The sequence below is a fragment of the Sphingobacterium deserti genome (assembly GCF_000757725.1).
GTDB lineage: Bacteria > Bacteroidota > Bacteroidia > Sphingobacteriales > Sphingobacteriaceae > Sphingobacterium > Sphingobacterium deserti.
Genome location: NZ_JJMU01000066.1, coordinates 153,116 through 177,124, shown reverse-complemented (window position 1 = coordinate 177,124; position 24,009 = coordinate 153,116). Strand labels below are relative to the sequence as shown.

Below are 24,009 nucleotides of genomic sequence, written 5' to 3'. Positions count from 1 at the left end.
TCTGTCTCTGTTAGGTAAGAAAAGCTGGTACTTTGGTAAACGGTTTTTTTGTTATGCTTTAAGATATGGAAAAATAGAAACTAATAATTTAACACAAAGTTACTTCGTCAGCCTGACACGCTCTACCGCTTCACCCGTGAAATAAAATATACAAAAAATGGGTATCAGGCTTTGCCTGAGCCTCCACACTGCGTTCATTTTTTATCAATTTTTTTGCTTAGTCATCCTATTGCCTCGTATCGATCCGGTGTTAATTAATTCTTTCACCTTTAATCGGTACATTATGCAAACCTTTTTAAATCTTCCTAAATTCAAAAACGATCACTCCGCGATTTATGCAAGAGAACTTCAACTTAGCTATAAGAGATCTGTTCAACTTTGGGAGCCTGTTCGTTATCAGGTTAATAGCTCAAATAAAGTGCATGAATTACTTCGAAGCATTTGGGACGAAGATCAAATTGCTATCAAGGAAAGTTTCTACCTACTGTGTTTTTCGACCAAACTTGAGCTTCTTGGTTTTTATCGGGTGTCAGAGGGTGGCTTAGATTCTGTTATGGTAGATTTTAGGTTGCTTTTTGCTACAGCGTTATTAGCCAAGGCATCTTCAATCGTCGTTGCCCACAATCATCCTTCAGGAACCCTGTCGCCAAGTGCTGCTGATAAACAATTGACAATACGCCTAGAAAATGCTGCGGAGCTGCTCAATATTACTTTAAATGACCATTTGATATTAACGGAGAAGTCCTACTATTCGTTTAGGGATGAGGGCCTGCTATAGGCTCCTCTCAAATGATAAGTAGCCAATTTATCATTGCATGGCATGTTTTGGACATTGGGCAGTGACTTTTTAGATTATTATGATTGGAGTATGCCGATTACCTTAAAACTTCTTTTCCCTTATCGTTGTTAATGTTTTGAACGAATAAAACATATACAGAGAAAATTAAAATCATATGCAAAGCTTAGAAAATAAAGTGGTCTACATCACTGGCGGATCAAAAGGGATTGGCTTCGGTATCGCGAAGGTGTTGTTAGATAATGGTCTGAAAGTAGCGATATCTGCACGCAACTATGAGGATCTACAAAAAGCAAGGCAATCCTTAGGAGATGAAAATGTCTTGATTATACAGTCAGATGTTTCGAAATTTGAAGATGAGGTCAAAGCTGTCGAACAAATTGTCGCAACCTTCGGAAAGTTGGATGTAGTTGTTGCAAATGCTGGAGTTGGTAAGTTTTCGCCCGTCGATGAAATGTCACTTGAAGATTGGAATGCTATGATCGGTACAAATTTAACAGGTGTATTTCATACGCTAAAAGCTACGGTCGATCAACTAAAGCAACATAAAGGTTACTATATTTCAATTGCTTCACTTGCCGGTACAAACTTCTTTGCGAAAGGTGCTGGTTATAATGCGTCAAAATTTGGCGTGGTGGGGTTTACGCAGGCTGCTATGCTCGATCTTCGTAGTTATGATATTAAATGTACGACAATAATGCCCGGCTCGGTAACTTCCCACTTCGCAAATCATGTGCCTGAAGCCGATGGTTGGAAAATTCAACCGGCTGACTTGGGTGAAATGGTAGTACATCTTTTACAGATGAACCCTAACGTACTTCCGAGCAAAATCGAAGTCAGACCATCTAAGACGAGCTAATGGACTCGAGTACGAAAATATGCTGTTTGCTGCGTTTGAAACGCTTGATTGTCTAACGGTAGTGTTAACCAGTAAAAAGCATTTTATCAAACCGTAAAGATTTTCCTTCTTCAATTTTAAATAGGTAGATGAGTGCATATTCTCCCTCACTGACATCGTTTCCCTGCTCATCCTGTTGGCCGGCATAAGAAAATTCTAAAATGCTTAGTCCTCGACGATGAGCAAGCATAAATCAATTCTTTAGCTAGACTCATCGACTCTCGAGGCGATTTGCAATTGGCAGCCGGTCTTGAAAACCCTATGGAGGCTCTTGAAATTATTGCTGAGACTGATATCGAACTCCTTTTTGTTGATCTTCACATGGATCTTATGCATGGCGTAGAGTAATAAAGCGGCTACAAGGTAAAATTGAGGTAGTCTGTGTGTCGGCACACAATAACTACGGCCCACAGTTATCGGAACTCGACGTTGCCTACTACTTGGAAAAGCCTACTTCTAAAGAGAAATTCGATCGCGCAATAGATCGTGTTTGGTCTAGAATTGCAGGTGCTAGTGCAGCTAATAGTCAAGCTCGGACTAGGCCATTAGATCTTGACGATATAGTCATGGTGAAACTTCCTGGTAAGATTAATTTCCATCAGGTTCGACTGCTTGAAATTGAACTTATTCTTGTTGAAGATAATGTCACAAAAATATTGATTACAGAAGGAAAAATTGAGGTTACCTACGGTATAGGAGATCTGGAATTAAAACTTCCAGCTTCTCATTTCATGCGCATACACAAAGGGTTTATCGTTCCACTTGATCGAATACGAAGCTATACAGCAAAAGAGGGGATAAAACTTAGAACTTCTAATTACAGTGCATTTGTTCCTGTAGGACGAAAGTACAAAGATAAGCTTGAAGCATTTATCGACAACAGGGAGCGCTTTCGGAAATCCTAAAAATGTCCTGGAGTATTTTGGTTATGATTTTAATAATTTATCAGTGATTTTCCACTATTCACGTAGGACTTTTGCTTATGTATTGCGATACAAATCTATAGTGTAGTAATTGATGCAATATTAATTGATTGGTTATGGAACCAAAATGTTGCGGAAAATGATATCCGATTTAAACTTAATGGTTGACGCAGAAACCAAATTATTGCTGCCTCGTTCTATAATAGAATGTGTTACATAATAACTGTACTATGAAGACAACTAAAAAAGGAAATCCTCGCGATATTTATCCAATTCCACCTTTTCCAAAACAAGATCAACCTACTCCTGGCGTTAATAGCAAAATGATACCAGCTCCTGATCATGGTGAGGAGAGTTATATTGGAAGCGATATTTTATTAGACAAAGTCGCTATAATAACGGGTGGAGATTCGGGTATCGGCAAAGCGACAGCTATCGCGATGGCTAGGGAAGGGGCGGATATAGTCATTTCATATGTCGATGAAGTCGAGGATGAAGATGCCGAAGACACCAAAAGATGGATAGAGAAGACAGGACGCAAAGTGCTTCTTTTTAGAGGAGATATCCGTAGTGAAGACCTTTGTAAAAAGATCGTTGAGGAGACGGTTACCGCATTTGGAAAGATCGATATTTTGGTAAACAATGCCGCATATCAAATGACCTTCAAAGATATCACAGAGATTACTGCTGAGGAATGGAACAAAACTTTCGAGACGAACATGAGTGCAATGTTCTACTTCGTCAAGTATGCCAAACCACATATGCCCCCTGGATCATCAATCATCAACACGACCTCTGTGAATGCCTACAATCCCAATCCTACGCTGGTACCGTACGCTGCAACTAAGGGGGCAATTCAAAATTTTACGTCTAGCTTGGCTCAGCTTTTTCTAGAAGACGGCTCCGGTATCCGGGTAAATGCAGTGGCTCCAGGACCTGTTTGGACCCCGCTCATACCAAGCACTATCCCTGAGCATGAGAAGTTTGGCGAGAATACGCCGATGGGGCGTCCCGGTCAACCGGCAGAGATGGCTCCGATATATGTGTTTCTTGCATCGGATGCCGCTTCCTATGTAGCTGGTGCGACTATCCCGGCGACTGGCGGAAGAGCAACAATTTAGCGTGCAACTCTTAGGAAAGAGAATTTTTGGGAGGGTTTGAAAATCTTAGGCCCCCTCCATTTTTTTTTGAATTTGCGAATCGACATTAATCATTTTTGAGAGGCATACAACGCGTTTTTTTATTAAGCATCACAAACTGTGGAAGAGGATTTAAGGTATATGCGGAAAGCAATTTTGCTAGCAGAAGGTAACTTGAAATCATTAGATGGTGGTCCTTTTGGTTGCGTGATCGTAAAGGACGGAAAAGTGCTCAGTGCCGAAGCCAATACCGTGAATCGAGATTGCGATCCGACTGCACATGCGGAAATGAATGCGATACGCAAAGCCGCAAAAATATTGGAAAGCACGGATTTAGCTGGTTGTGTGCTATACACCAGTGGTGAACCTTGCTCCATGTGCCTTAGTGCCATATACTGGTCGAATATTAAACAGGTCTTTTATGGAAATACGAGAAGCGATGCACAGTGGGCTGGTTTTGCAGACGAATATGTATTTGACCAATTGCAAAGCGAAAGCAACGAACAGGATATAACATTTGAACGCCTTGCTGAAAAGCAAGCTATACGCGCATTTAAGCAGTGGGTTGACCTAGCGAGATCTAAAGTTGATAATAACACCACTGGTACTGATTGAAAACATTTATTATAAATCGTTGGTAGTAGTTAGAAAGGTGGTCAATTGTTCGGTGGCAAATTAGTTTGCTGCCTAACTCCGAAATAGTCGCCGATGAAGTTTGATCTATGCACAATCGACAGGGAATTGCAAAGTGAATTCGGTGCTTTCCCCTTCTATACTACTGACCTGAATGGTTCCGTTTAAAGTTTCTACCAGTCTTTTTACCAAACTTAGACCGATACCAGAACCACTAAATTCTTGGGCGTTGGATGCGCGCCTATAAATTTTAAAGATCTGCGACACATCTTTTTTAGGTATGCCAATGCCATTATCCTTTATACTATAGGTAACATAGTCCTTTTGGATGTAGCTACAAATGCTGACCGTGGGCGATGGATTGTTGCAGCTATATTTTACAGCATTTCCGATCAGATTCATAAACACCTGATGGAGTTTGCCTTTGTCCCCACAAATACTGTGAAGTTCTCCGAAATTGAATTTGCATTGCATATTACCATAAAGTAACTTAGCGTCGTTTGCGAGTTTTTTGATGAGTGCTGACATAGCTACACTATCTTTTACATATACACGATTTCGCTCTTTTCCGATCTTTACGGTATTATCTATCAGACTTTCTAGATCCATAACACCCGTGGAGATGGTATCAAGCCATTTTAATTGCGCCTGCCGAGATAACTGCTCCTTCGCCCGTAGATATTGCACGCCCATTTTTACGATCGCCAATGGATTTTTTAGATCGTGAGATAATGTGGAGGTTAGCATCTCCAGTTCATTGTTCAATATTGTTAGCTCTTCCAGTGATTGATTCTGTTCCTTGTTTCGTGAGAGAACGGCCTCATTGATCGTTTTGTCGAGCGCTTTGATAAAAGCTAAATCATTTCCGTCCCAAGCTATTGCGGTATCAAATAGCGTCTCGTTAATGATCCTATATTTTTTTGTTATGGGTTCCTCCTGTTGAGAGAGGTTTTTGTTTTCCTCGATTTTTATTTCCTTTGAGGCCGTTTCTTTGCGGAACCATAAGAGATAGTGTTCGTTGTTCTTGGCAATTTGTAGTACTGCTAGACCAGCAAAATTTAGAACTTGATCAAAGCTGTCCTTATGTCTTAGTCTAAAATTACTATCCTTAAAAATAGATTTATTTGTCTTTGCGGCCACGTATTGCACTATTTTCTCCGTTACATCATCATTCGGACATAGACCTTGGCTAAAAAGCTGACCATGGAAATATAGGGCGACACCATCAGCACGAGGGATTTGTTGGATGGCCGGTAGGTTATCCAGAAGCGCTTTGTTCAATGTTGAGCTGTCAGTTAAGGCCGTTTTGTAAAAATCTCGGCTCCCTTTAGGATTTCCATAGACTTAAACTGGGCATCGCGAAGTTGTAATTCCAGACGGTTGGCCACATTTTGTACAATCAGCTGGCAAAGCTTTCTTTTTTGCACATCGATTTCGCGCATAGAGCTATTGCTCGCTGCCACTAGGCCCCATAGCTTTCCCTCTACAGACAGTTTAAAAAAGATGGCGGAGGATACTCCGATTTGCTGAAGATAATAGTGAAACTTTTCCGCGATAGGCTCTAACGTGCTAGCCGATAGATCGATTTTGATCTGCTCGCCGTAAACTTTTTGTTGTTTTTGTAGTAGATCGGGGAAGTAGCGATAATCACGGGTCAAAAAACAACCTAAATCTTCTTGATCGATAAAGGTAGATGAATACCTAATATCCATCATGTCGTTAAGTTCGGCATTAGTTGCTTCCGCTACAATACGTGTATGCCCCATTTCTGTAAGCTGCAATACGCTGACGCGGTCGTAACCTAACAGGCTTTTGGTTGATTGGCAGAGGGAATGTAAGATATCTACCATAGGAAGATCGTTGAGCAATCCTTCTGCATGCATGTGTGAAGTAAGTAAATGCTCGCTAGTCTGCCTTTCCCATTCTATATAAAGCAAGCGACCATGAAGGTATAGATCTACATAGTATGGATTCTCGTCTATGGCTATTAGTATAACCTGCCTGGCTGTTTTTCCGGAAGACACTTCATGAATCGCTTCAAAAATTTTATCCTGCTTACCAAAAATCGAAACAATACTTGATTGGAGGTTGCTGCCAATGAGAGCGGACGCACTATTTGCATTACACGAGCTTATCTTTTCACTAGCTGCCACAATACTCCCATTTTTATCGGCGACCAAAAGATGACCGAACGACTGTATAGATATGTCTTTCACAAGTGTAGTTAGTTTGCTTCAACGTAGCTTTAACAAAGCAACTTCTAAAATGTTTGGCGAGAAGCTAGCTTAATAGTTTTTTCTACCTTTTGCTATCGTACTAATAACGATCTGTACGAATTTTTCTATCTTTGATTATCCATGAATAACGTACCTGAAACTACCGATACCTATTTCGACGACAGTCTTCTGTTACTTGCTCTAAAATATTCACCAGAGCCGGTTGCCATATATTCCGAGGAGAACATGATCATTCGTTTTGCCAATCAAGGCATGCTCAAGCTCTGGGGGAAGGAAGCTCTTGTAGTCGGCCGCCCACTTTTAGAGGCTATCCCCGAACTAACCGATCAACCTTTTCTTTCCATCCTTCAAAATGTATGGACTTCTGGAGAAACTTACGCTGTTCGTGCTGCACCTGTTGAGTTAATGCAGGATGGCGTCAGGAGGCTTGGTTATTATGATTTTGAATACAAGGCGATAATTGACGAATCCGGTAAAACCTGCTGTATTCTCAATACGGCACGAGAGGTAACTTACGAAAAAGAGTATTTGGAAAAGATGCTCGAAAGAGCCGATCGTGAGGAGGCGTTAACGATGGAAATGTCCGCGGCGCTGGAAGAGCTTTCTGCAACCAATGAAGATTTGCTATCCTCGATGAGGCTACTTTCAGACAGCAAGGAAGAAGTTAGAACTATTATTGAGCAGGCACCAGTGGGAATGACCATGCTTAAGGGGCCAGAGCATATTATTGAAATAGCAAACCCAGCTATCCTACATATTTGGGGGCGAACCGCAAATGAGGTGGTAGGACGGCCGCATCGGCTCGCCAGACCGGAATTAGCCGGACAGCCTGTTTATGACTGGCTGGATCAGGTGTACGCAACCGGAGAACGTCGGACAAACAAGGAGTTTGCTGTAAATCTTTATCACAGTGGTGGGTCAAGGCAGGCTATTGTAAATTCAATTTATCAGCCTATCTTTTCCGGAGATGGGGCGGTAACAGGTGTATTGGTGATACTTGAAGAAATTACCGAACAGGTCATGGCTCGTAGAAAAAATGAAAAAGATCAGCATATGCTGACTCTTGCCCTTGACGCTGGGCAACTTGCGACATTCTACTACGAGATTACTACGGACCTTTTCGCGGGAAACCATCTGCTTTATACTTGGTTCGGTCTAGAGCATTCAGAGCAGATCCAGCTGTCAAATGCACTTGCGATGATTGTGGAAGAAGATCGAAAGCGAGTTGCTGATGCGGTTAGCACTTCGCTTTCAAGTGAGTCAAACGGAGACTACGCCGTGGAATATCGGATTCAAACGTCAAATGATACTGCTCCTAGACTCGTGCAAGCTAGGGGAAAGGTGTTTTATGATAACAATGGCAACGCTATAAGCTTGAATGGAACACTGCGAGATATCACCGAGCAAAAGAGGGATGAGCAGCGAAAGGATGACTTTATTGGAATGGTCAGTCATGAGCTTAAGACTCCGCTCACTTCTTTAAGGGCATATCTGCAATTGATGCAACGAGGGGTTGGTCTCTCTAAGAAAATGAATGTGCAAACTGCATTAGATAAATCACTTCGGCAGGTGCAGAGTATGACCGGTATGATCAATGGCTTTTTAAATATATCAAGGTTGGACGCTGGTAAGATGGTCCTCAATAGATCCTACTTTAATTTTAAAGCACTTTTTTCCGAACTTCAGGACGATGTCCTTTACACGATCCAAAGCCACCGCGTAGTCTTCGAAATATCGGACGATATCCAGATTTACGCGGATCGCGAAAAAATTGAGCAGGTAATGCACAATTTGATCGGTAACGCAGTAAAATATTCTTCTCCAGGATCACGTATTGATCTAACCTATTCACTAGACGATGGGCGGTTTATAGCCGTTCGTGTGAGTGATGAAGGAATGGGTATTGCATTGGAAGACCATAACAAAATATTTGAACGGTATTACAGGGTCAACAGTACAAAAATGGGGTCGATTGCTGGTTTCGGAATTGGTCTACATCTCTGCCGAGAGATAGTCGAACTGCATCAGGGCACCATATCCGTTGAGCATAGTGGAGTAAACGGAACAACGTTTAAGTTTGTATTGCCGCTGCAATCGACTTTATTTAACTAGTTAAGGGCTAAATGATTGGGTTTTATTTTTAAATGTCTCATCGGTTAAGCCCGGTTTTTTAATTGCCGACTGTACATTTGTCCAACATTTTATATTATAACTTCTATCTTCCTGCGAACAGTAAGACGGGATGACGTAGAATTTCTGCGGTGAAACGTCAATGATTACTAGCATGCAGTATGAAATTAATTCCTCCATTACTGGCAAAAGGTTTTCCATATTTTATTTTTTTAAAGACCGGACAGACAAACTCAAAGTTTATGTAAAGCCAAGTAGTAGTTTTCCTATATTTGATATTTCTTTATAAATCAGTGATTCTGAAAAATTAATTGGCTGTAAACATAAAGTTGTACATGGGCTTATATTGATAAATAAATCCTGTTATAACTGAGCTATCATATTTTCACAGGAAGGCTTCTTTATTTAACTTACAATCGCCATCAGTCAACGACTGTATTTAGCACTAAGAAAGAATCGTATTTCGTAACAATATTTTTTACAAAACATATTTCGACAATACACGGACTTTGACAAACTTATTTCATGCTGAATTGTTGTGTTGTTAAGCGTAGATAGACAGCCATGAACAATACCTTACTCGTGCTTACCGATTTTTCAGACAATGCCTGGTCGGGCATCCGCTACTCGGCATTTCTCGCTGAGCAGTTTCAGTGGAAGCTACATATTCTGCACACCTATACACTTTCAGCCAATTTGACCTTTCAAGATCATTTTGGGGAAGATATGGCAGAAGTACAGCGAGAAGAACGGGAATCGAAAGTGGATATCTTGCTAACAAACTTAACTGCTCTCCATCCGCATTGTAATGTGACCACTGCCTGCATGCAGGGTGACGTGGCTGACACCGTATTGAATTTGCTGCAGGAAAATAGCTACACATTTGTCGTGATGGGAACAGCTGGTGCAAGTGGACTAAAAAAACGTACTTTGGGAAGCAACACGTTAAACATGATCAAGTGTTGTCCACTTGGAATCATAGCTGTACCGGAGCAGTTAGAACAGTCTAAGCTTGAAAAGGTGGGATTGCTCACTAATTTTAAAAATAACGAACGAACCTTGTTGCAATCGTTAACCGATCGCGTGCCCCGCTCGCTCGATCTGCTGTTAATGCATGTGACGGAAAAAGATATAACTGCTGCTCCAGAGACGATCACTAGTCTCACAACAGCATTTGACGACAAGCTTCAATTGAATAGCATTAAATATATTGAAAAGAATGCCGTGTACCGATTGGACTATTATATGCCTATACCGCGGGCGATCGATTGGATGATCGAAAAGGAGGGAGTAGACCTATTACTCGTTTGTTACAATCGAAAGAGCTTTTTTACAAGATTTATATCGCGGAATCTGCCAAAGTACATAAGTAATAACCTCTTGATCCCAACATATTTTAAATCCGAGAGCTTTTTATAGTGTCGATTATTTTCTATAAATGATAAATAGTCTAAAGCTTTTACCATTTCCCTAATAACCCCAAATAATCTTCATTAAAACAGTACTATTTAATAGTTAAATATAACGGTCTAGGTTAAAGCCTGCCAATTTTTATAGAGGGATTTACTAGCATATTTTTGATAATCCACTATGCTTGAAACATGTTGCTTTGTTTAAGCATAATATGACTATTTGCCAATCGAAACGGTCAAAAAGGCTGCAAAGGTGAAATGGCCGCTATCCGCTCATCTTCCACCAAAAGACTACGGCATAACGTACTACTTCCCTAGAGCGCACCCTTCCATTATTCCGTTTCCTTTTGGTCTTTCCCCTAGTCCATAACCTTATTTGGCTTTCTTTTTTTCCGTTTTTTCTTTGGAAAATAGCTAGAAAAAAACAAACGAGAGACGGAGAAGGGAGCTGAACAGATTTTTTAATTTTTAAACTTTTTAGGTTATGAACATCATTGGAAGAGTAACTAAAAATGCAGAAGTGCAATCCACAGCAGGTGGAAAGGAAGTGGTCAATTTCTCTGTAGCGATCAACGATAGCTATAAGAACAAGCAGGGGGAACGTGTCGAGCAGACAGAATTTTTTGATTGTGCGTATTGGTTAACGCCCCAGGTGGCCAAGATGCTTGTCAAGGGCTTGCTTGTAGAATTGATCGGTCGCGTGAGCGCGTCGGGTTGGATAGATCGGGATGGGAATCCACGTGCAACGCTGAATTTTCACGTATCAAGTATTAAACCGCTTGCCGGCGGCTGTCGCGCGGAGGAAAATCACGAAGTAGTTGCCGAAGTGGTGGAGGATGACCTGCCATTTTAGCATAATGGTTTTAAAGTGGTATTCGTTTGGGCGACCACTTTAATATCTTATTGAATGGGTCGGTTTTTAATAATTCAATAGATTACAACGTAGTTTAATCAAAAAATGGAAAGTGGATTTTTTAACAATATAGTACTTTTGGATTTTGCAGGTAACCTGCAGTTGACGATCGGAAAGAGCGCGGACAATGGTTTGGTGGTATCGATTCTGCTCCGCAATGAGTCTTGTGGTGATAGCGCCAAGGATTTGATACCGCCACTAACCTTGATGGGGACAGCGGAAGAACTGGACGAAGGTTTCTTTGCACAGATCGCAAAGCCTGTGGAGCAGGTTTCAGGCTTATTGGTGGATATGGAGGCTTTCCTTGTGCAAATGGAGATTGCGAAGAAGAATTCGGCAATGGAAAAGCAACAGGAGGAAATGAAGCGCAAGCGTAGAGAAGCCAAGGAGAAGAAGTATAAAGAAGTAATGGACAAGGTGGATGCGCTTGAAAAGGAGGGTAAGTTTCGTGATGCATGGACAAAGCTTCCCGATCCTGCGGAATTTCCGGAGCAAGCGGAATTGATTCGTAAGCGGAAATCGGAACTATCGACTCGCTTCGCACCTGACCTTTTTGGTGCGACTGCTTCGCAAGTGCATAATGTTTCCGAGCAGGTGGAGGAAGAGAGTGATCCGAATGATGATGCTGATGCGCTTGTTGATGATGGATTTTCGGACGAGGAAGAATAGAATACTAAACTTTAAACTTAATAGCTATGCTACTAGCAACACAATTACCTCGCCTGTTTATCATGGTGGGTAAAGGGCAAGAGATAACCTTAATAGACCCAAACCCGCAGTGGTCTCCCCAAGCGGTGCTTAATTTTTACAGTGCGAATTATCCTATCCTGACCACGGCAAAGATCTCCGCGCCAGTGATTAAGGATGACGCGGTACAGTACCGCTTGGAGACCGTGATCGGAACGAAGGGTTAATTTTTAGATAAATAGTTATGAATCATGCACGAAAATATGGAACATTTGATCGAGCTGCCACAAGATCGCGTGCAGGAAGGATTACACGCCGCGCTCGGCTACTTCGTGGAGTACATGGAAAGACCGCGCGATGCAAACGAAGTTTTAAAAGACATTCAGCAATCAGTACCTGTGGAGATGCTTCCCATGCTTTTTTGAGGACGGCTTTTGCACCTAAATTGGCAAAGACTGATCTTAGCGATGTATGTGTAGACAGCAAGAAAATGGAGAGGGACTTTTATAGTTCCCTTTCTATGCTCTGCAACCAGTTAAATGTAAGCTTGCCGGAAACAGCGCAACTGGGATTTCCTTACAATATGGCTAGCGCTCTGCATTATTTGAAAATTGTAATAAAAGCAACAGGTGCAGACTGGCAGGATATTAGACTTGTCGAGGAGGATGGCGCGGTGTTCTTTGCTAGACAGCAGCGCTTTGATACAAGGATGACGCTGTATTACATTGCCGTAGAACCGCTCTTCTTTATGCTTTATGATAAGAGCCGAAAAGCTTCTGCACATTTGTTACTCTCCGTATTTGCTTACTTGTTTCAGGTAGTGCGAATTCCATACCACATGCAGGAGGGTAATTATTTAAACTACACCTATGATATGCTACATGATTGGAAAATGCAGGATGATGAAGAGGATATTGAGTTTGTAAAAGAGTATTGTCGCATGGAATACATTGGAGACGCTATTGAACTTAAAATCCAAAGCCCTGCTAACCTGCATTTTTTTGAGAAGCGTATTCAGCATTTCCGTGCAGGAGATGAATTTGATCGAAATTGTCTGAAACTTGCAGAACTAGCTTTTACGCTCTTTTCCGACTATCCTGATGGACGTATTTATGATAAGTTTCAGGAGGGTTCATATGATGAGGAAGAAGATGATGTATCACGTCAAATTAGCCTCGTTAATTACATTTCGTTTTACGGATCGGCTAATGGTGAGCTTTCTAATCTTGTTATCGAAACAGTGAATACGGATTTGCAGGAATTCAACGGCATAGATGAACCGATGATTTACTTGCAGATTGATGGTAGGGAAATCGAAGGGAACAGCTTTGATTTTGAAACCAAGCTATTTATGCTACTAGAAGATCTGTCCATTTTACTAAACAATTATCAGTACTAATACCATGAAAGATATAACCCATCAAATTGGAGAGCTGTACCAAGCCAAAGCAGGATTAATGATCTACCAGAATGCAAAAACAAACAAAGATACTTACGTGGAGTATTTTGATATGGATGCATTTGGGCGTCCTATAAATGCGCATCCGCTTTCGATTCGTGAAGCAGAGAAGCTAGCTAAATCGCTAAGCAACCAAGCAGAGGGCACGCTAAATTACTTATCGGCTAAGGGCATGCTTCCAAGCCATGTGCTACACTTTGATGCTTTAAAAAAACAGGTGTTGTGGTACAGCAAACCGCAGAACCGCGAGTTGTTCTTTGCTCCGGCTCTTGGCATAAAAAGCGGGAAAGCACATATTCCGGCTTTGCTTTGGAAAGCAGATGTGCAAAATTTGCAGGTCTTTGCCTTAGCTTCGGGTAAACTACCAACAGAAAGAACGACGCTTTACCATGCGCCCTTCTTTAACATCTATCAAGATGGTAAGGTGTGTATGGGAACGGTGGATATTGATCTGCAAAATGAGCGTTCTTTGGAACGTTTTGTGCAAATATGGGAGAGCTATTTTTTTGAAAGTTACTTTAGCCATCTAATGAATGGTCACGAGCCAATAAAATGTAACTGTGTCTTGCTTTGGGAAAGCTTAATTGATACAGAAAAGCCCTTTCCGATGAAAGTGCTAAAGAAGGCGAATCTGTCCATTAAAACCTTACTACCATGAATATTACTAAACAAAAAGTTCATTTTGTAGATAACGAACTCTTAAATCCGACCAATCCTGTTACGATTAATCTAATCGGGGCAGGAGGGACGGGTTCAAAGGTGCTTACCGCTCTTGTGGAAATGAATCATAGCTTGCTCGCTTTAGGTCACGCAGGTTTGCAGGTGCGTCTTTGGGACGATGATACAATCAAGGAAGCGAACTTGGGCCGACAGCGCTTTTCTTCCGCAGAACTAGGATTACTTAAATCCGTAGCCTTAATCAATCGCGCGAACCGTTGGGCAGGAACACGATGGAAAGCGGCAACAACAAAGTATGGTTTGGAGAGCTTCAATGATGGCTCGACAAAAGCTTCGGCAACCTTGACCATTTCTTGCGTCGATACCGTGCAGGCGCGATTCGTTATTGCTGAAATTCTAGTTAAGAGTGGACAAACCGGTAATTATAGCAATCGCCCCAAATATTGGCTTGACTTTGGCAATGCGCAAGGTACAGGACAGCTTTTGCTTTCAACCGTCGGGAAAATTGCGCAACCGAAATCGGAGCTATTCGATGCCGTGGCAAATTTGCCTTTTGTTACGGATGAATTTGCTGATTTACTCCCAAAGTCTGAAAGCATAGACGATACACCCAGTTGTTCAGTTGCCGATGCTTTGCAAAAGCAGGACCTGTATATCAATTCTGCGCTCGCACAAATGGGCACTTCCTTACTTTGGAGCTTATTTCGGCAAGGAATGGCGGTGCACAGAGGATTCTTTTTGAATCTAGGGGAATTTAGGTCTCAACCGATAATGGTTGGATGAAAGCGCTGAGGGCGCGCTGCGTCACATCCACCTCTAAGGGGATGTGACGCAGCGTTCTAAATAAGGCACCCTTGCATTTGCAACGGCAAACGCTTATGTTGTACCGCCGTGCTAAACAACAAAAAAAGCCTATTTTTTAAGGTGAGTTAGTGACCTATTATACCAAGTTGAGTTTAATTACTGAGTCATGTTAAGTCTGGTAGAACGTGATTAATGTTTCTCCAAGCTCAATGTATAACTACCAGATTAATTATATTTTTTAAATAAGCATTATTAAATACTTTATGTGTACCTTTAGTAACCTTCCTACGTACTGCATGTTGTAAGTCTACAATAACACATCTCGCAGGGATTGTACAACTACAGAAACACAGCCTCATGACATTCGAAAATAAGCAAGGTATAGCTTTTATATCTACCTTTCCCCCACGCGCCTGCGGAATTGCAACCTATGCAACAGATCTAATAAATTCTATAGAAACGCAATTTGAATCATCTTTCGATTCCTATTACATTCCCTTGGAGATTTCCCAAGATGTTCATCAGTATGAATTTGATACATTCGCGATCCTGGATGTTTCCGAAGCGAAGTCGTTTCAACGGATAAGTGACGCGATCAACCAATCGTTGGATATCGATATGGTGTGTATTCAACATGAGTTTGGACTTTTCCATAAAGCGGAAGATAACTTTGTCTATTTTCTGAACCAGCTAAATAAGGACATTGTTCTAACTTTTCATACGGTGTTGCCGACACCGACGTCTCAGATGGTAAAAAAAGTACGCGACATAGCCCATTCTTGTAAAAAAATAATCGTCATGACCCAAAATTCTGCGGATATTCTTGTAAAAGACTATCATTTGGACCCACGTCAAATCATTGTAGTACCTCACGGTACACATTTATCTCCGGCAATTGATAAAAATGAGCTGCGTGTGCTTTATGATGTGGAAAACAGAGAAGTGCTTAGTACATTCGGCCTATTGGGGCCTGGGAAAAGTATAGAAACTACTTTGGAAGCATTACCGGTGATTGTTCAGGCCTTTCCTGAGGTTCTCTTTCTTGTATTAGGAATGACCCATCCTGTGCTTTTAGAGCAAGAAGGAGAGCAATACAGGGATAAACTGGAGGAATTTGTAAGGAGGAATGCGCTATCACATAATGTTCGTTTCGTAAACGAGTTCCTCTCTACTGTCGATCTTTTAAGCTATCTTCAGTTGACCGACGTCTATCTCTTCACTTCCAAAGATCCCACGCAAGCGGTAAGCGGAACTTTCGCCTATGCGCTAGCATCCGGATGTCCCATTGTGTCAACTCCAATTCCGCACGCCCAAGAGTTGCTAAAAGCTGATATGGGTAGAATGATTGATTTCGGGGACGCAGGACAGTTAGCAGAGGCTGTCAGCGAATTATTGCGCTTCGAGCAAAAGGAACGCGAGAAAATTCGAAACGTCAATATACAAAAGACGGTGGCAACATCTTGGCAAAATTCTGCTTTAGCACATGTTCAAATCTTTAATGATGTAAATGATTCATTCACTACATTACGGTATTCGGTTCCCACTATCAATCTGGAACATGTAAAACGAATGACCACCCCTTTCGGATTTATACAGTTTGCAGAAATCAATACGCCAGATCTGCAGAGTGGATATGCGCTTGACGATAATGCTCGCGCCCTGGTGGCCATTCTTTACTATTACGATCAGTATCGTGATCTTGATTGCCTCAAACTCGTTTCAACATATCTTCATTTTATTGGTCATTGTATCCAAGAAGATGGTACTTTTTTAAATTATGTAGACACCGACAAAAAGTTTACAAAACAGAATTTTAACGAAAATTTGGAGGATGCAAACGGTAGGGCCGTATGGGCCCTCGGAGAATTGCTTTCAAGATCGCAGATACTACCTGCAAATCTAGTGAATGTTGCGAATGACCTCTTAAGAAGGGCAGCACCCAACTTTCTCAATTATCAGTCTACGAGATCAATGGCATTTACGATTAAAGGCCTTAGTTATTTAGGATCAGAGGAATACAATCCGGTAATCATTGCGCTCGCAGATCGCTTGGTTGCGATGTTTACCCATGAAAGTTCAGAGGACTGGCGCTGGTATGAATCCTACCTTACTTATGCTAACAGTTTAATCCCAGAAGCTCTTCTTTTAGCATTTGGGCGGACTTCCATACCTGCATACAAAGAGGTTGCTTATCGATCATTTCATTTTTTGATTGACAAAATCTTTCTTGATGGAGAGATACATGTTATTTCGAACAAGGGATGGGCACAACGTGGCGGCGTTAACGTCGAATTAAAAGGTGGAGAGCAGCCTGTTGATGTTGCATATACGATCCTAGCACTTGACCTGTTTTATAAGGATAGCGGAGAATTGAGGTACCGCGAGATGGCGGTAGCTGCCTTTGAATGGTTCTTGGGAAGAAACCATTTGAAACAAATCGTCTATAATCCCGTAACCGGTGGGTGCTTCGATGGGCTCGAAGAGCTTAACGTAAACATAAATCAGGGAGCGGAGTCTACATTAAGTTACCTTTTGGCAAGGTTGAAAATAGGGAACTATGCCGTCAAAATTTCTTAACGCGCGTGTTTCGATTTTAATTTTCTTATCATGGACGTAAGGCAAGGAGGGCGTCGTCAGGTTACCGAAAGGATGATTGTACGTTATGGAATAAAAGGCAAAAGATATTTACTTTTTAAAAAGATGTTCTTACGCTGATGTTGGCTGATTTTGTTAAATGTTGATGTCTTGGGCGTATTTAGCGTGTCCTCGCCGGTCAAGATGGCGCTAAGTCTAAAATTCCTGCTGTTTAACGGTAGAAAGTTGAGAAGTGGACGGGAACGAGCTTCGCTACTTAAGTATTCATTTTCCGGCTTTTGCTAGCATTCAAACTTTGATCCAAGAGGCAAATAATACGCTCAGAAGCGTAAGATTTTTTGTATCTTTAGGATCGTGGCGAATTCCTCACTCAATTACTTATATCATCAGCGCTTCTTCTTTTGAAGAAGATTTTTCAATAGCATTTCATTTATAGGTGTTTTTGACAACTTAATATCTTATCAAAATCCTAAGATTTAGATGGATTAAACAAAGATCGATGTCGACATTAACATTTCAACCGATGCTTTGTGTATCAGTAAATGGACATTCCATTAATATTTTCATCCCAATATATTTTATCATGAGTAAAGACCCAAAAAAGGAAAAGAGTACAAAAGATAAGAAGCAATCTTCTTATCAAAAAGAAAAGGATACGCCAACTAAAGATAGCGTGGCAAATGTATCCGTCAAAAAGAAAAAGTAATGGTATGGATCTTTGGGTGGGCTGTGGAAGTTGAAAAGTGTTTTTGCATGACGCCGAAGACTTTCTATTGCCCGACGGTTCCGTAAAAAAGGTTGTATGTCACAAGATGGACTTTTGGTGAAGAGAAACCGATAAGTTTTTGCGGAGTACGTTACAAAAGCTCTACTGAAAATCCTGTTGATGAAAACGGCGATTACAACCTTATAAATTAAAGTATTCCTAATAAAGATATGTTGACAAGCTCCTGCCGAATCACTTTTTTCCGTTAAACATATTTGTTGTGTATAGTATGTGTTGCTATTTTATAAATAGGTGTTATAGAATCTATTTTTTGTAGTTTGAGCATAGATTTAGTAACGATGCCAAGTTGGATAGGTTGTTATTAACATTTTTACGTTGCATTGCATTCGCTTTTATCAAAATATTCGTTTTTATCTAGTAATGAGCTGCGATTTGAAGTGGCTAAACTATTTATTTAATCCAATTTTTTATTCCCAACATCTGAATATTGGGAAAAATGGTTTTTGACAGTGTTGAATTTTGACCACGATAAAGGACTCGTTCTTTGACATCGTGGGAAGAAGCATTTCTCTTGAAATTAAGTGCAGAGGTATGTATACTCAATTTGTCTACAAACCTTGAACCTTAGGCAGCCAGTTTTGGCGGGCGCTTGTGCGCCAACGTGAGTATTCCCAAATAGTTGTTTGTCAATGATCCTTTGATCGTAGTGATACGGATTGTCGAATAACCATTTAAATAAGATTTTATTGAGTTTACATAGGGGAGCGACGTTAGGTCGACTCCCTTTTTCTATTTATAGAGGCCGTTCCCAAATCGGCCCGATCCAATTAACTCATTCTAAAATTTATTTTTATGGCAAATATTACATCGGCCGACCAGATAAAGCGGGACGTGTCCCTCGTGGATCTGCTCGCAAAACTAGGACACCGGCCATCCTACCGTAGTGGCAAAGAGTTATTTTACAAGAGTATGCTTCGAGAGGAACGGACGCCCTCACTCTGCGTCAATGAGAATCTAAACGTTTGGTTTGATCACGGTGGCGCCGGCGTTTCCCAAAAGCAAGGCGGCAATGTGATCGATTTTGCGCTTGCTTACTGGTTTCCTTCAGATTTCGGGCAGGTACTTAAAAGGATAAGCGAAACAATGCTTTTGGACCTCCCAGCGAATATTCAGCCGGCCAGTCGACCTCGGAAGACCACCTCGCAGTCCGAAAAGCTCACCAATTACAAAGTGACGGGTATAAAGGAAATTGGCGACAACCAAAAAATCAAAGCCTATCTGAAAGGCCGTGGTATATATGAGCAGGCTAAAGGTCGTATTAAAGAAGTCTATTATGAAATTGTCACGGGGCCAAAGGCTGGAAAGTCTTTTTTCTGCGCGGGGTGGCAAAACGATCTCGGCAGCTGGGAGCTCAGCAACAAAGGAAAGCATTTCAAGTTCAAGGCATGTTTAGGTCGTAAAGGCATCACAACGATAGCTGGATCGGAGTCAAGAGTTACGTTATTTGAAGGGTACATGGATTATTTGAGCTGGCTTGCCGATAACCCTAAGGCTACTGATACCGTCATTGTACTCAACTCGGTTAATCTACTGGACTCTGCTTTATCCAAGATTGCATCGTTTCCTTCTGTTCAGGCGTACTTCGATCGAGACAGAGCAGGTGAGAAGGCCTTCCTGCAATTAAAAAATGTAGTACCGCACGCCCAAGATCGCTCAAGTCTCTACCGGAAATATAAAGATTACAATGATTTGCTGATCAGTAGACCATCTCAGGCCGTCATCTACGAAGAATCACATATCTATGAAAAGATGATGTCTTCCTTCAAAAGATAATTTCCGTTGTTATTTGGCATACTGCCAAGCTGCTTAATGGCTAATTTGCCAAATACTTTACCAAATAGCCTACTTGTTATTTTCCAAATTGACTATGGAACAAAAGTTCTGGTAATATGCTTGGCTGATGATCCAATTGGCGGCATGCTTAATTAGCCGGCTAATTTGATAAGCAAAAGGTCAGTTGGCAGATTAGCTATTAAGCTGATGGGGTAGTACTATAATGACGGATTTTGTTACACAAGTTATTAGCTGATTAGCATACCAAGTGATAGGCTGTTGTAGCGCTTAACAAATTGGCTTGATAACTAGCCAACTATATCACTAGACAGCTGACCAAACGATACCATACTTAGTTATGGTGCTACTCAGCTCAGCCATTAATTAGTAAATAAGCAATTCTATAGATTTGTCAATTAGCAGATAGGCTATTAAGATGTTTAGCTACTAATGTATTGAGCAACTTGGCAGATGGGTTGCTAGGTGGAGAGCCAGATTAGTTAATTGCCTATTTGAGTGATGAGCCTTCCGAGGCGAAAATCGATGATTTTAAATACAATTAGAGCGTAATACAAGACATTGGGTTCAATGTTTTTGAGTTCACTTAATAAAAAATCGCTAGTTCCAAAAATACTAAGGCATTACATTCAACACATAAAAGTGAAAGAAAAGCCTGCAAGTGTGTCAAAACACAAAACAACCAAAGGCATAAACCCACTCTTGTTTTGTTAGCAGCAAGTTGTATTTTGGGTGCACCCAAAAATTCCTTGCCTTTCCGGTTCGCCCGACCTGTGGTCAGCCTAAACCGAAAGGATCGAAAAACGGCGCAACTTGTTTTTCCTCTTAAACCTTAATCAATATACCGATGACTGATCCAATTAACATAAGGGGCAGGCCTGCTAAGGACTATCCTAAGCGTCTGCGTGTGGTCACTATTAAGCTCACCGAGAGCGAGCTGGAAGAGCTTAACCTGATGAAAACGCAAAGCGGCATGAACCGCATGCAGCTCATCCGAAAGAAGATCTTCGCTAGCGGCGAGGTAACAATGGTCAATGTGAAGGAAGTTTTAGGAGAACTCTCGCGTCAAGGAGCTGAACTTGGCCGGATCGGGAACAACTTGAATCAACTGGCAAGACATGCCAATGTGCTAGCCAAGCAAGGTAAGTTGCATCCCCATGTAGCCGAGGAACTTAAAAAAATGCTAGAGGAGCACGCTGCAATTCAGAAGCAATTGGACATAACTTGGCGACATCTTTTACGCGCCATCAAAAAATAGCCGCGCATATGATCGTTAAATTTCTTCGTAAATCAACCAGCTTTGGTGGGGTGCGCTATAACACCAATAAGGTGGATTCCGATCAGGGGGAGCTACTCAGTACGCGTAACTTCGATGCGCTTCAAGGTTTAACGGAGCTGCGGCCACAGGACTATATCAATTATCTCGAGGCCGTTTCTTCGATGAGTTCCCGCATCAAGTATCCGCAGTTACATGTGGTGATCTCTGCAAAAGGCAAACAGCACGCGACCGGCGAACTCAGCGCTGTGGCACATGACTGGATGCAGGGGATGGGGTACGGCGAGCAGCCATACCTAGTGATCCTGCACAGCGATACCGCTAATCATCATGTGCATATCGTATCAACAAGGGTAGGTAAAGAGGGTAAAAAGATCGATAACAGTTTCGAAAAGATCCGAGCCTATGAAGTGCTCAACGAGATTCTTGGCGAGAATGCGCTTCATAAAATGCAGAAAGATCTTACTGATGCGCTACGATATAATTTCATTACAAGAGCGCAGTTTCGAACATTACTGGAGAACCGCGGGTACACGCTAACCCAAGAGGATCAGCTCCTCAAACTTTTCAAGTTTGGAAAATTGCTTGGTGAAGTGCGCTGGGAAGATATTGATAAGCAGATAAGGCAGTACAGCGAAGATTCCGCCCGAGAGAAGCAAATCTATGCGCTGATCGATAAATATCGCTATCAGTTTGATCAGAAGCTCGAGGAGGAAAAGGGAATCTTTACTTCTGAGCTGACGCGTAAGCTAGCATTACGATTCGGTCTACACTTTGTTTTCCACTCGGCTAGTGGAAAGCTACCCTACGGTTATACCATCATTGACTATAGCAAAAATAATGTATTCAAGGGAAGTCAGGTCTATCCGCTAGCACGACTAATGAGCACCGCGGAGAAGACCTCGCCTAGAATAAGGGAGGATAAAAGCGAGTGTCCGGCTGCTTTAACCTATAGTGAAGGCGAGCCACGGGCAAAGGGCAAGCACCAAGATTCTGCGATGGACAAGCATGACCGTTCAGCAGTCTGCGTGACCGTAGAGGAACCTCTAATATCACCAATATTAGGGCTGAACCTCACGGATGATGTGGATGATGAGGCCGTACATGGTAAAAAACGAAACCGCCAGAACAAAAAATCAACAAAAAAACGCTAACATTTTAAATGGATCATTATGGTCATCTTATTAGGAAACCAGAAAGGCGGAGCAGGGAAAAGTACCGTAACACTGCTACTGGCCAATTACCTTGCCGTTAACAAAAATCGGCCCGTTACGGTCCTCGACATGGATTACCAGCAGTCGATCTCCTCCAAATATGAAAAGGCGCAGCTTACAGAAAACATGTTTTCCTATGAAGTGCTGGCTGCCGACCTTGCTGATTTTCCGGATTTAATGACCGTGCTGAGCAAGAATCCAGATGAGATCGTGCTGATCGATCTGCCTGGCAAAATGGATGACGACGATCTGATTCCGGTAATCCGGGCTGGTGATCTTATCCTTTGTCCCTTTGGCTATGACCAGTTTTCGGTCGATTCGACTTTGCTATTTGCTATGGTCGTCTCCAAGATCAATACCTCGGCTTCCTTGCATTTTATTCCCAATAGGCTTAAAAGCGGCGTTAAATACCAAACTAGGCTAGAGGTGGATAAGGCGCTGGCTGGCTTTGGCTACGTCGGGAAAGGATTTCCGGACAGGATCGACTTTCAGCGGGTGGATACCACTTGCATTCCAGCCATCCTTTTGCCTGTCGTGCTTCCTGTGCTGGGTGAGATCTATGAGACCTATATCGAAAGAGAGGGCAACGATGCGTAACATTCGCTCGCTTGCTGATCAGATTCGTGATGAGCTGAAGACGAAAGAGCTACCCGACAAGGGGATTACAAAAAAGGTTATTGAAGAAGCAGAGGCAAGTAGGCCGAGAGGTACCAAGAAAGCCAAAGCCGATCCGCATGAGAAACAAGCCGCAGCATTTTTTCAGGCTATCGAAGACTTTAAACCTGAATATTCCGAGAAAAGCATGATCCGACTGGATGCGCGCACCGTCAACCTGCTTAAGCGCATCAAACTTGCCAAGAACATCGATATGAACCGCTTTATCGTTTACAGCCTGCACCGCTACCTCGAGCAGCATCCTTGGCTCGCTGAACATATTCAAGAAACCATCAAAAATACAGAACTATGAGCTGGACTACTTTTACCCTTAGCTTGGTACTGGCGTACCTCATCTATTATGTTATCAATCTGCTCTATGACCGCTGGCTGGTCGGCAAAGTATCTGTGACTGCACCCACAGAGGAGAAACTCTACTTTGAAGATGATGTGGTGCCGGAGCTGATCAAGCTGGAATTACCAGATCGGGAAGAGGAGTCGACTGGATCAAACTCCGAAATGCAGTCCGCATCCGCACCATCGACGGCGATCAGTTCGGTTGCAGAATCAACGGGCGGAGTAAGTCTCGGTGAGCTAATGCGCCTAGCCAAGGATAACCTGATTGAGCATACCCGTGCCATTCCGTACTAGGATGCGGAAAACCAATTGCTTTAAAATAATCCTAATAAGCACCTTTTTCTTTATACCTGCGCTGCTACTCGCACAGCCAGGACTTTCTGAATTTTATGGCGTCAGCGCAGAAGTTGGACGCTGGTACTATGCACTTTCGGACTTCGTGCTGGTATTGGGCGCCATTGCCGGCATACTTGGCGGACTGCGCATCTATGCAAACTGGCAGAGCGGCCGTCACCACCACATCGATGCGCAGGTGATGGGCTGGGTGTTTTCCTGCCTCTTTCTGACCTTGGTCAGCGCTTTTCTAAAGGCCCTTTACGGCATTTAATAATCCATTCATCCTTTAA

The 24,009-nt window shown here is 42.1% G+C and carries 27 protein-coding genes; 23 read left to right on the top strand and 4 right to left on the bottom strand.

Annotation, left to right across the window (positions count from 1 at the left end):
* Nucleotides 1-283 precede the first annotated feature (283 nt).
* Both DI53_RS18175 and DI53_RS18170 read left to right on the top strand, forming a co-directional pair.
* Nucleotides 284-778, top strand: coding sequence for a JAB domain-containing protein (locus tag DI53_RS18175; protein ID WP_071790527.1), 495 nt, complete (start codon nt 284-286; stop codon nt 776-778).
* A gap of 175 nt (nt 779-953) precedes the next feature.
* Nucleotides 954-1,655 carry an SDR family oxidoreductase gene (locus DI53_RS18170; protein ID WP_037503156.1) on the top strand — a complete coding sequence of 234 codons (702 nt, stop codon included), beginning with the start codon at nt 954-956 and terminating at the stop codon, nt 1,653-1,655.
* Between the two features lie 64 nt (nt 1,656-1,719).
* Here DI53_RS18170 and DI53_RS20415 read toward each other — a convergent pair whose 3' ends face one another.
* Nucleotides 1,720-1,884, bottom strand: a complete 165-nt coding sequence (locus DI53_RS20415; protein WP_157836800.1) for a hypothetical protein — start codon at nt 1,882-1,884, stop codon at nt 1,720-1,722.
* 193 nt (nt 1,885-2,077) lie between these two features.
* Here DI53_RS20415 and DI53_RS18165 point away from each other — a divergent pair, with 193 nt between their 5' ends.
* From DI53_RS18165 to DI53_RS18155, 3 genes are all read left to right on the top strand, one after another.
* Complete coding sequence (locus DI53_RS18165) at nt 2,078-2,599, top strand: LytR/AlgR family response regulator transcription factor (protein WP_037503153.1); 522 nt, start codon at nt 2,078-2,080, stop codon at nt 2,597-2,599.
* Between the two features lie 248 nt (nt 2,600-2,847).
* Nucleotides 2,848-3,738, top strand: a complete 891-nt coding sequence (locus tag DI53_RS18160) for an SDR family oxidoreductase (RefSeq protein WP_052072561.1) — start codon at nt 2,848-2,850, stop codon at nt 3,736-3,738.
* Between the two features lie 138 nt (nt 3,739-3,876).
* Nucleotides 3,877-4,371: a nucleoside deaminase gene (locus DI53_RS18155; protein WP_052072560.1), complete on the top strand. Its 495-nt coding sequence runs from the start codon at nt 3,877-3,879 to the stop codon at nt 4,369-4,371.
* 105 nt (nt 4,372-4,476) lie between these two features.
* Here DI53_RS18155 and DI53_RS18150 read toward each other — a convergent pair whose 3' ends face one another.
* On the bottom strand, nt 4,477-5,670 hold the full coding sequence (locus DI53_RS18150) for an ATP-binding protein (protein ID WP_037503147.1): 1,194 nt from the start codon (nt 5,668-5,670) through the stop codon (nt 4,477-4,479).
* A gap of 14 nt (nt 5,671-5,684) precedes the next feature.
* Entirely contained in the window at nt 5,685-6,605 is a 921-nt protein-coding gene (locus tag DI53_RS18145) for a phytochrome family protein (RefSeq protein WP_037503144.1), read from the bottom strand.
* Between the two features lie 141 nt (nt 6,606-6,746).
* Here DI53_RS18145 and DI53_RS19780 point away from each other — a divergent pair, with 141 nt between their 5' ends.
* The gene (locus DI53_RS19780) at nt 6,747-8,738 is read left to right on the top strand and encodes a PAS domain-containing sensor histidine kinase (protein WP_052072559.1); all 1,992 of its coding nucleotides are present in this window, start codon (nt 6,747-6,749) and stop codon (nt 8,736-8,738) included.
* Here DI53_RS19780 and DI53_RS18135 read toward each other — a convergent pair whose 3' ends face one another.
* Nucleotides 8,739-8,957, bottom strand: coding sequence for a hypothetical protein (locus DI53_RS18135; protein ID WP_037503141.1), 219 nt, complete (start codon nt 8,955-8,957; stop codon nt 8,739-8,741).
* Between the two features lie 363 nt (nt 8,958-9,320).
* On the opposite strand from DI53_RS18135, the gene DI53_RS18130 reads away from it, so the two are divergent.
* The 17 genes from DI53_RS18130 to DI53_RS18060 all read left to right on the top strand — a co-directional run bounded on the left by DI53_RS18130 (nt 9,321) and on the right by DI53_RS18060 (nt 23,990).
* Nucleotides 9,321-10,175: a universal stress protein gene (locus tag DI53_RS18130; RefSeq protein ID WP_037503138.1), complete on the top strand. Its 855-nt coding sequence runs from the start codon at nt 9,321-9,323 to the stop codon at nt 10,173-10,175.
* A gap of 477 nt (nt 10,176-10,652) precedes the next feature.
* Nucleotides 10,653-11,021, top strand: a complete 369-nt coding sequence (locus DI53_RS18125) for a single-stranded DNA-binding protein (RefSeq protein WP_037503135.1) — start codon at nt 10,653-10,655, stop codon at nt 11,019-11,021.
* Nucleotides 11,022-11,126: 105 nt separating this feature from the next.
* A complete protein-coding gene (locus DI53_RS18120) occupies nt 11,127-11,750 on the top strand; it encodes a PRTRC system protein E (protein ID WP_037503133.1) in 624 nt (207 codons plus the stop codon).
* 26 nt (nt 11,751-11,776) lie between these two features.
* Entirely contained in the window at nt 11,777-11,995 is a 219-nt protein-coding gene (locus tag DI53_RS18115) for a PRTRC system protein C (RefSeq protein WP_037503130.1), read from the top strand.
* Nucleotides 11,996-12,031: 36 nt separating this feature from the next.
* Nucleotides 12,032-12,193 carry a hypothetical protein gene (locus DI53_RS20410; protein ID WP_169742002.1) on the top strand — a complete coding sequence of 54 codons (162 nt, stop codon included), beginning with the start codon at nt 12,032-12,034 and terminating at the stop codon, nt 12,191-12,193.
* Nucleotides 12,194-12,258: 65 nt separating this feature from the next.
* Complete coding sequence (locus tag DI53_RS18110; RefSeq protein ID WP_131555376.1) at nt 12,259-13,167, top strand: hypothetical protein; 909 nt, start codon at nt 12,259-12,261, stop codon at nt 13,165-13,167.
* A gap of 4 nt (nt 13,168-13,171) precedes the next feature.
* Nucleotides 13,172-13,885 (top strand): PRTRC system protein B, encoded by a 714-nt coding sequence (locus DI53_RS18105; RefSeq protein ID WP_037503124.1) that lies wholly within the window; start codon nt 13,172-13,174, stop codon nt 13,883-13,885.
* Entirely contained in the window at nt 13,882-14,688 is an 807-nt protein-coding gene (locus DI53_RS18100) for a PRTRC system ThiF family protein (RefSeq protein WP_037503121.1), read from the top strand. The genes DI53_RS18105 and DI53_RS18100 overlap by 4 nt, the downstream gene beginning before the upstream one ends.
* Before the next feature lie 378 nt (nt 14,689-15,066).
* Nucleotides 15,067-17,286: a glycosyltransferase gene (locus DI53_RS18095; RefSeq protein WP_037503118.1), complete on the top strand. Its 2,220-nt coding sequence runs from the start codon at nt 15,067-15,069 to the stop codon at nt 17,284-17,286.
* A gap of 517 nt (nt 17,287-17,803) precedes the next feature.
* On the top strand, nt 17,804-18,010 hold the full coding sequence (locus DI53_RS20215) for a hypothetical protein (protein ID WP_131555374.1): 207 nt from the start codon (nt 17,804-17,806) through the stop codon (nt 18,008-18,010).
* 873 nt (nt 18,011-18,883) lie between these two features.
* On the top strand, nt 18,884-19,864 hold the full coding sequence (locus DI53_RS18090; protein WP_037503115.1) for a toprim domain-containing protein: 981 nt from the start codon (nt 18,884-18,886) through the stop codon (nt 19,862-19,864).
* A gap of 865 nt (nt 19,865-20,729) precedes the next feature.
* Entirely contained in the window at nt 20,730-21,140 is a 411-nt protein-coding gene (mobC, locus tag DI53_RS18085) for a plasmid mobilization relaxosome protein MobC (protein WP_037503112.1), read from the top strand.
* An 8-nt stretch (nt 21,141-21,148) separates the two neighbouring features.
* Nucleotides 21,149-22,312 (top strand): relaxase/mobilization nuclease domain-containing protein, encoded by a 1,164-nt coding sequence (locus DI53_RS18080; protein WP_037503109.1) that lies wholly within the window; start codon nt 21,149-21,151, stop codon nt 22,310-22,312.
* 18 nt (nt 22,313-22,330) lie between these two features.
* On the top strand, nt 22,331-22,969 hold the full coding sequence (locus tag DI53_RS18075; protein ID WP_037503104.1) for a ParA family protein: 639 nt from the start codon (nt 22,331-22,333) through the stop codon (nt 22,967-22,969).
* Nucleotides 22,962-23,339, top strand: a complete 378-nt coding sequence (locus tag DI53_RS18070) for a hypothetical protein (protein ID WP_037503103.1) — start codon at nt 22,962-22,964, stop codon at nt 23,337-23,339. The genes DI53_RS18075 and DI53_RS18070 overlap by 8 nt, the downstream gene beginning before the upstream one ends.
* A gap of 95 nt (nt 23,340-23,434) precedes the next feature.
* On the top strand, nt 23,435-23,677 hold the full coding sequence (locus DI53_RS18065; RefSeq protein ID WP_131555370.1) for a hypothetical protein: 243 nt from the start codon (nt 23,435-23,437) through the stop codon (nt 23,675-23,677).
* 1 nt (nt 23,678) lies between these two features.
* Nucleotides 23,679-23,990 carry a DUF4134 family protein gene (locus DI53_RS18060; RefSeq protein WP_037503098.1) on the top strand — a complete coding sequence of 104 codons (312 nt, stop codon included), beginning with the start codon at nt 23,679-23,681 and terminating at the stop codon, nt 23,988-23,990.
* Nucleotides 23,991-24,009: the final 19 nt, after the last annotated feature.

What these genes read in the sequence shown, in the direction of transcription:
- DI53_RS18135 (WP_037503141.1), bottom strand. Translation starts at nt 8,957, where the DNA reads ATGGAAAACCTTTTGCCAGTAATGGAGGAATTAATTTCATACTGCATG.
- DI53_RS18105 (WP_037503124.1), top strand. Translation starts at nt 13,172, where the DNA reads ATGAAAGATATAACCCATCAAATTGGAGAGCTGTACCAAGCCAAAGCA.
- DI53_RS20215 (WP_131555374.1), top strand. Translation starts at nt 17,804, where the DNA reads ATGTCGACATTAACATTTCAACCGATGCTTTGTGTATCAGTAAATGGA.
- DI53_RS18130 (WP_037503138.1), top strand. Translation starts at nt 9,321, where the DNA reads ATGAACAATACCTTACTCGTGCTTACCGATTTTTCAGACAATGCCTGG.
- DI53_RS18100 (WP_037503121.1), top strand. Translation starts at nt 13,882, where the DNA reads ATGAATATTACTAAACAAAAAGTTCATTTTGTAGATAACGAACTCTTA.
- DI53_RS18170 (WP_037503156.1), top strand. Translation starts at nt 954, where the DNA reads ATGCAAAGCTTAGAAAATAAAGTGGTCTACATCACTGGCGGATCAAAA.
- DI53_RS18075 (WP_037503104.1), top strand. Translation starts at nt 22,331, where the DNA reads ATGGTCATCTTATTAGGAAACCAGAAAGGCGGAGCAGGGAAAAGTACC.
- DI53_RS18110 (WP_131555376.1), top strand. Translation starts at nt 12,259, where the DNA reads ATGGAGAGGGACTTTTATAGTTCCCTTTCTATGCTCTGCAACCAGTTA.
- DI53_RS18175 (WP_071790527.1), top strand. Translation starts at nt 284, where the DNA reads ATGCAAACCTTTTTAAATCTTCCTAAATTCAAAAACGATCACTCCGCG.
- DI53_RS18125 (WP_037503135.1), top strand. Translation starts at nt 10,653, where the DNA reads ATGAACATCATTGGAAGAGTAACTAAAAATGCAGAAGTGCAATCCACA.
- DI53_RS18095 (WP_037503118.1), top strand. Translation starts at nt 15,067, where the DNA reads ATGACATTCGAAAATAAGCAAGGTATAGCTTTTATATCTACCTTTCCC.
- DI53_RS18120 (WP_037503133.1), top strand. Translation starts at nt 11,127, where the DNA reads ATGGAAAGTGGATTTTTTAACAATATAGTACTTTTGGATTTTGCAGGT.
- DI53_RS20415 (WP_157836800.1), bottom strand. Translation starts at nt 1,884, where the DNA reads ATGCTTGCTCATCGTCGAGGACTAAGCATTTTAGAATTTTCTTATGCC.
- DI53_RS18060 (WP_037503098.1), top strand. Translation starts at nt 23,679, where the DNA reads ATGCGGAAAACCAATTGCTTTAAAATAATCCTAATAAGCACCTTTTTC.
- DI53_RS18070 (WP_037503103.1), top strand. Translation starts at nt 22,962, where the DNA reads ATGCGTAACATTCGCTCGCTTGCTGATCAGATTCGTGATGAGCTGAAG.
- DI53_RS19780 (WP_052072559.1), top strand. Translation starts at nt 6,747, where the DNA reads ATGAATAACGTACCTGAAACTACCGATACCTATTTCGACGACAGTCTT.
- DI53_RS18090 (WP_037503115.1), top strand. Translation starts at nt 18,884, where the DNA reads ATGGCAAATATTACATCGGCCGACCAGATAAAGCGGGACGTGTCCCTC.
- DI53_RS20410 (WP_169742002.1), top strand. Translation starts at nt 12,032, where the DNA reads ATGGAACATTTGATCGAGCTGCCACAAGATCGCGTGCAGGAAGGATTA.
- DI53_RS18080 (WP_037503109.1), top strand. Translation starts at nt 21,149, where the DNA reads ATGATCGTTAAATTTCTTCGTAAATCAACCAGCTTTGGTGGGGTGCGC.
- mobC (WP_037503112.1), top strand. Translation starts at nt 20,730, where the DNA reads ATGACTGATCCAATTAACATAAGGGGCAGGCCTGCTAAGGACTATCCT.
- DI53_RS18115 (WP_037503130.1), top strand. Translation starts at nt 11,777, where the DNA reads ATGCTACTAGCAACACAATTACCTCGCCTGTTTATCATGGTGGGTAAA.
- DI53_RS18160 (WP_052072561.1), top strand. Translation starts at nt 2,848, where the DNA reads ATGAAGACAACTAAAAAAGGAAATCCTCGCGATATTTATCCAATTCCA.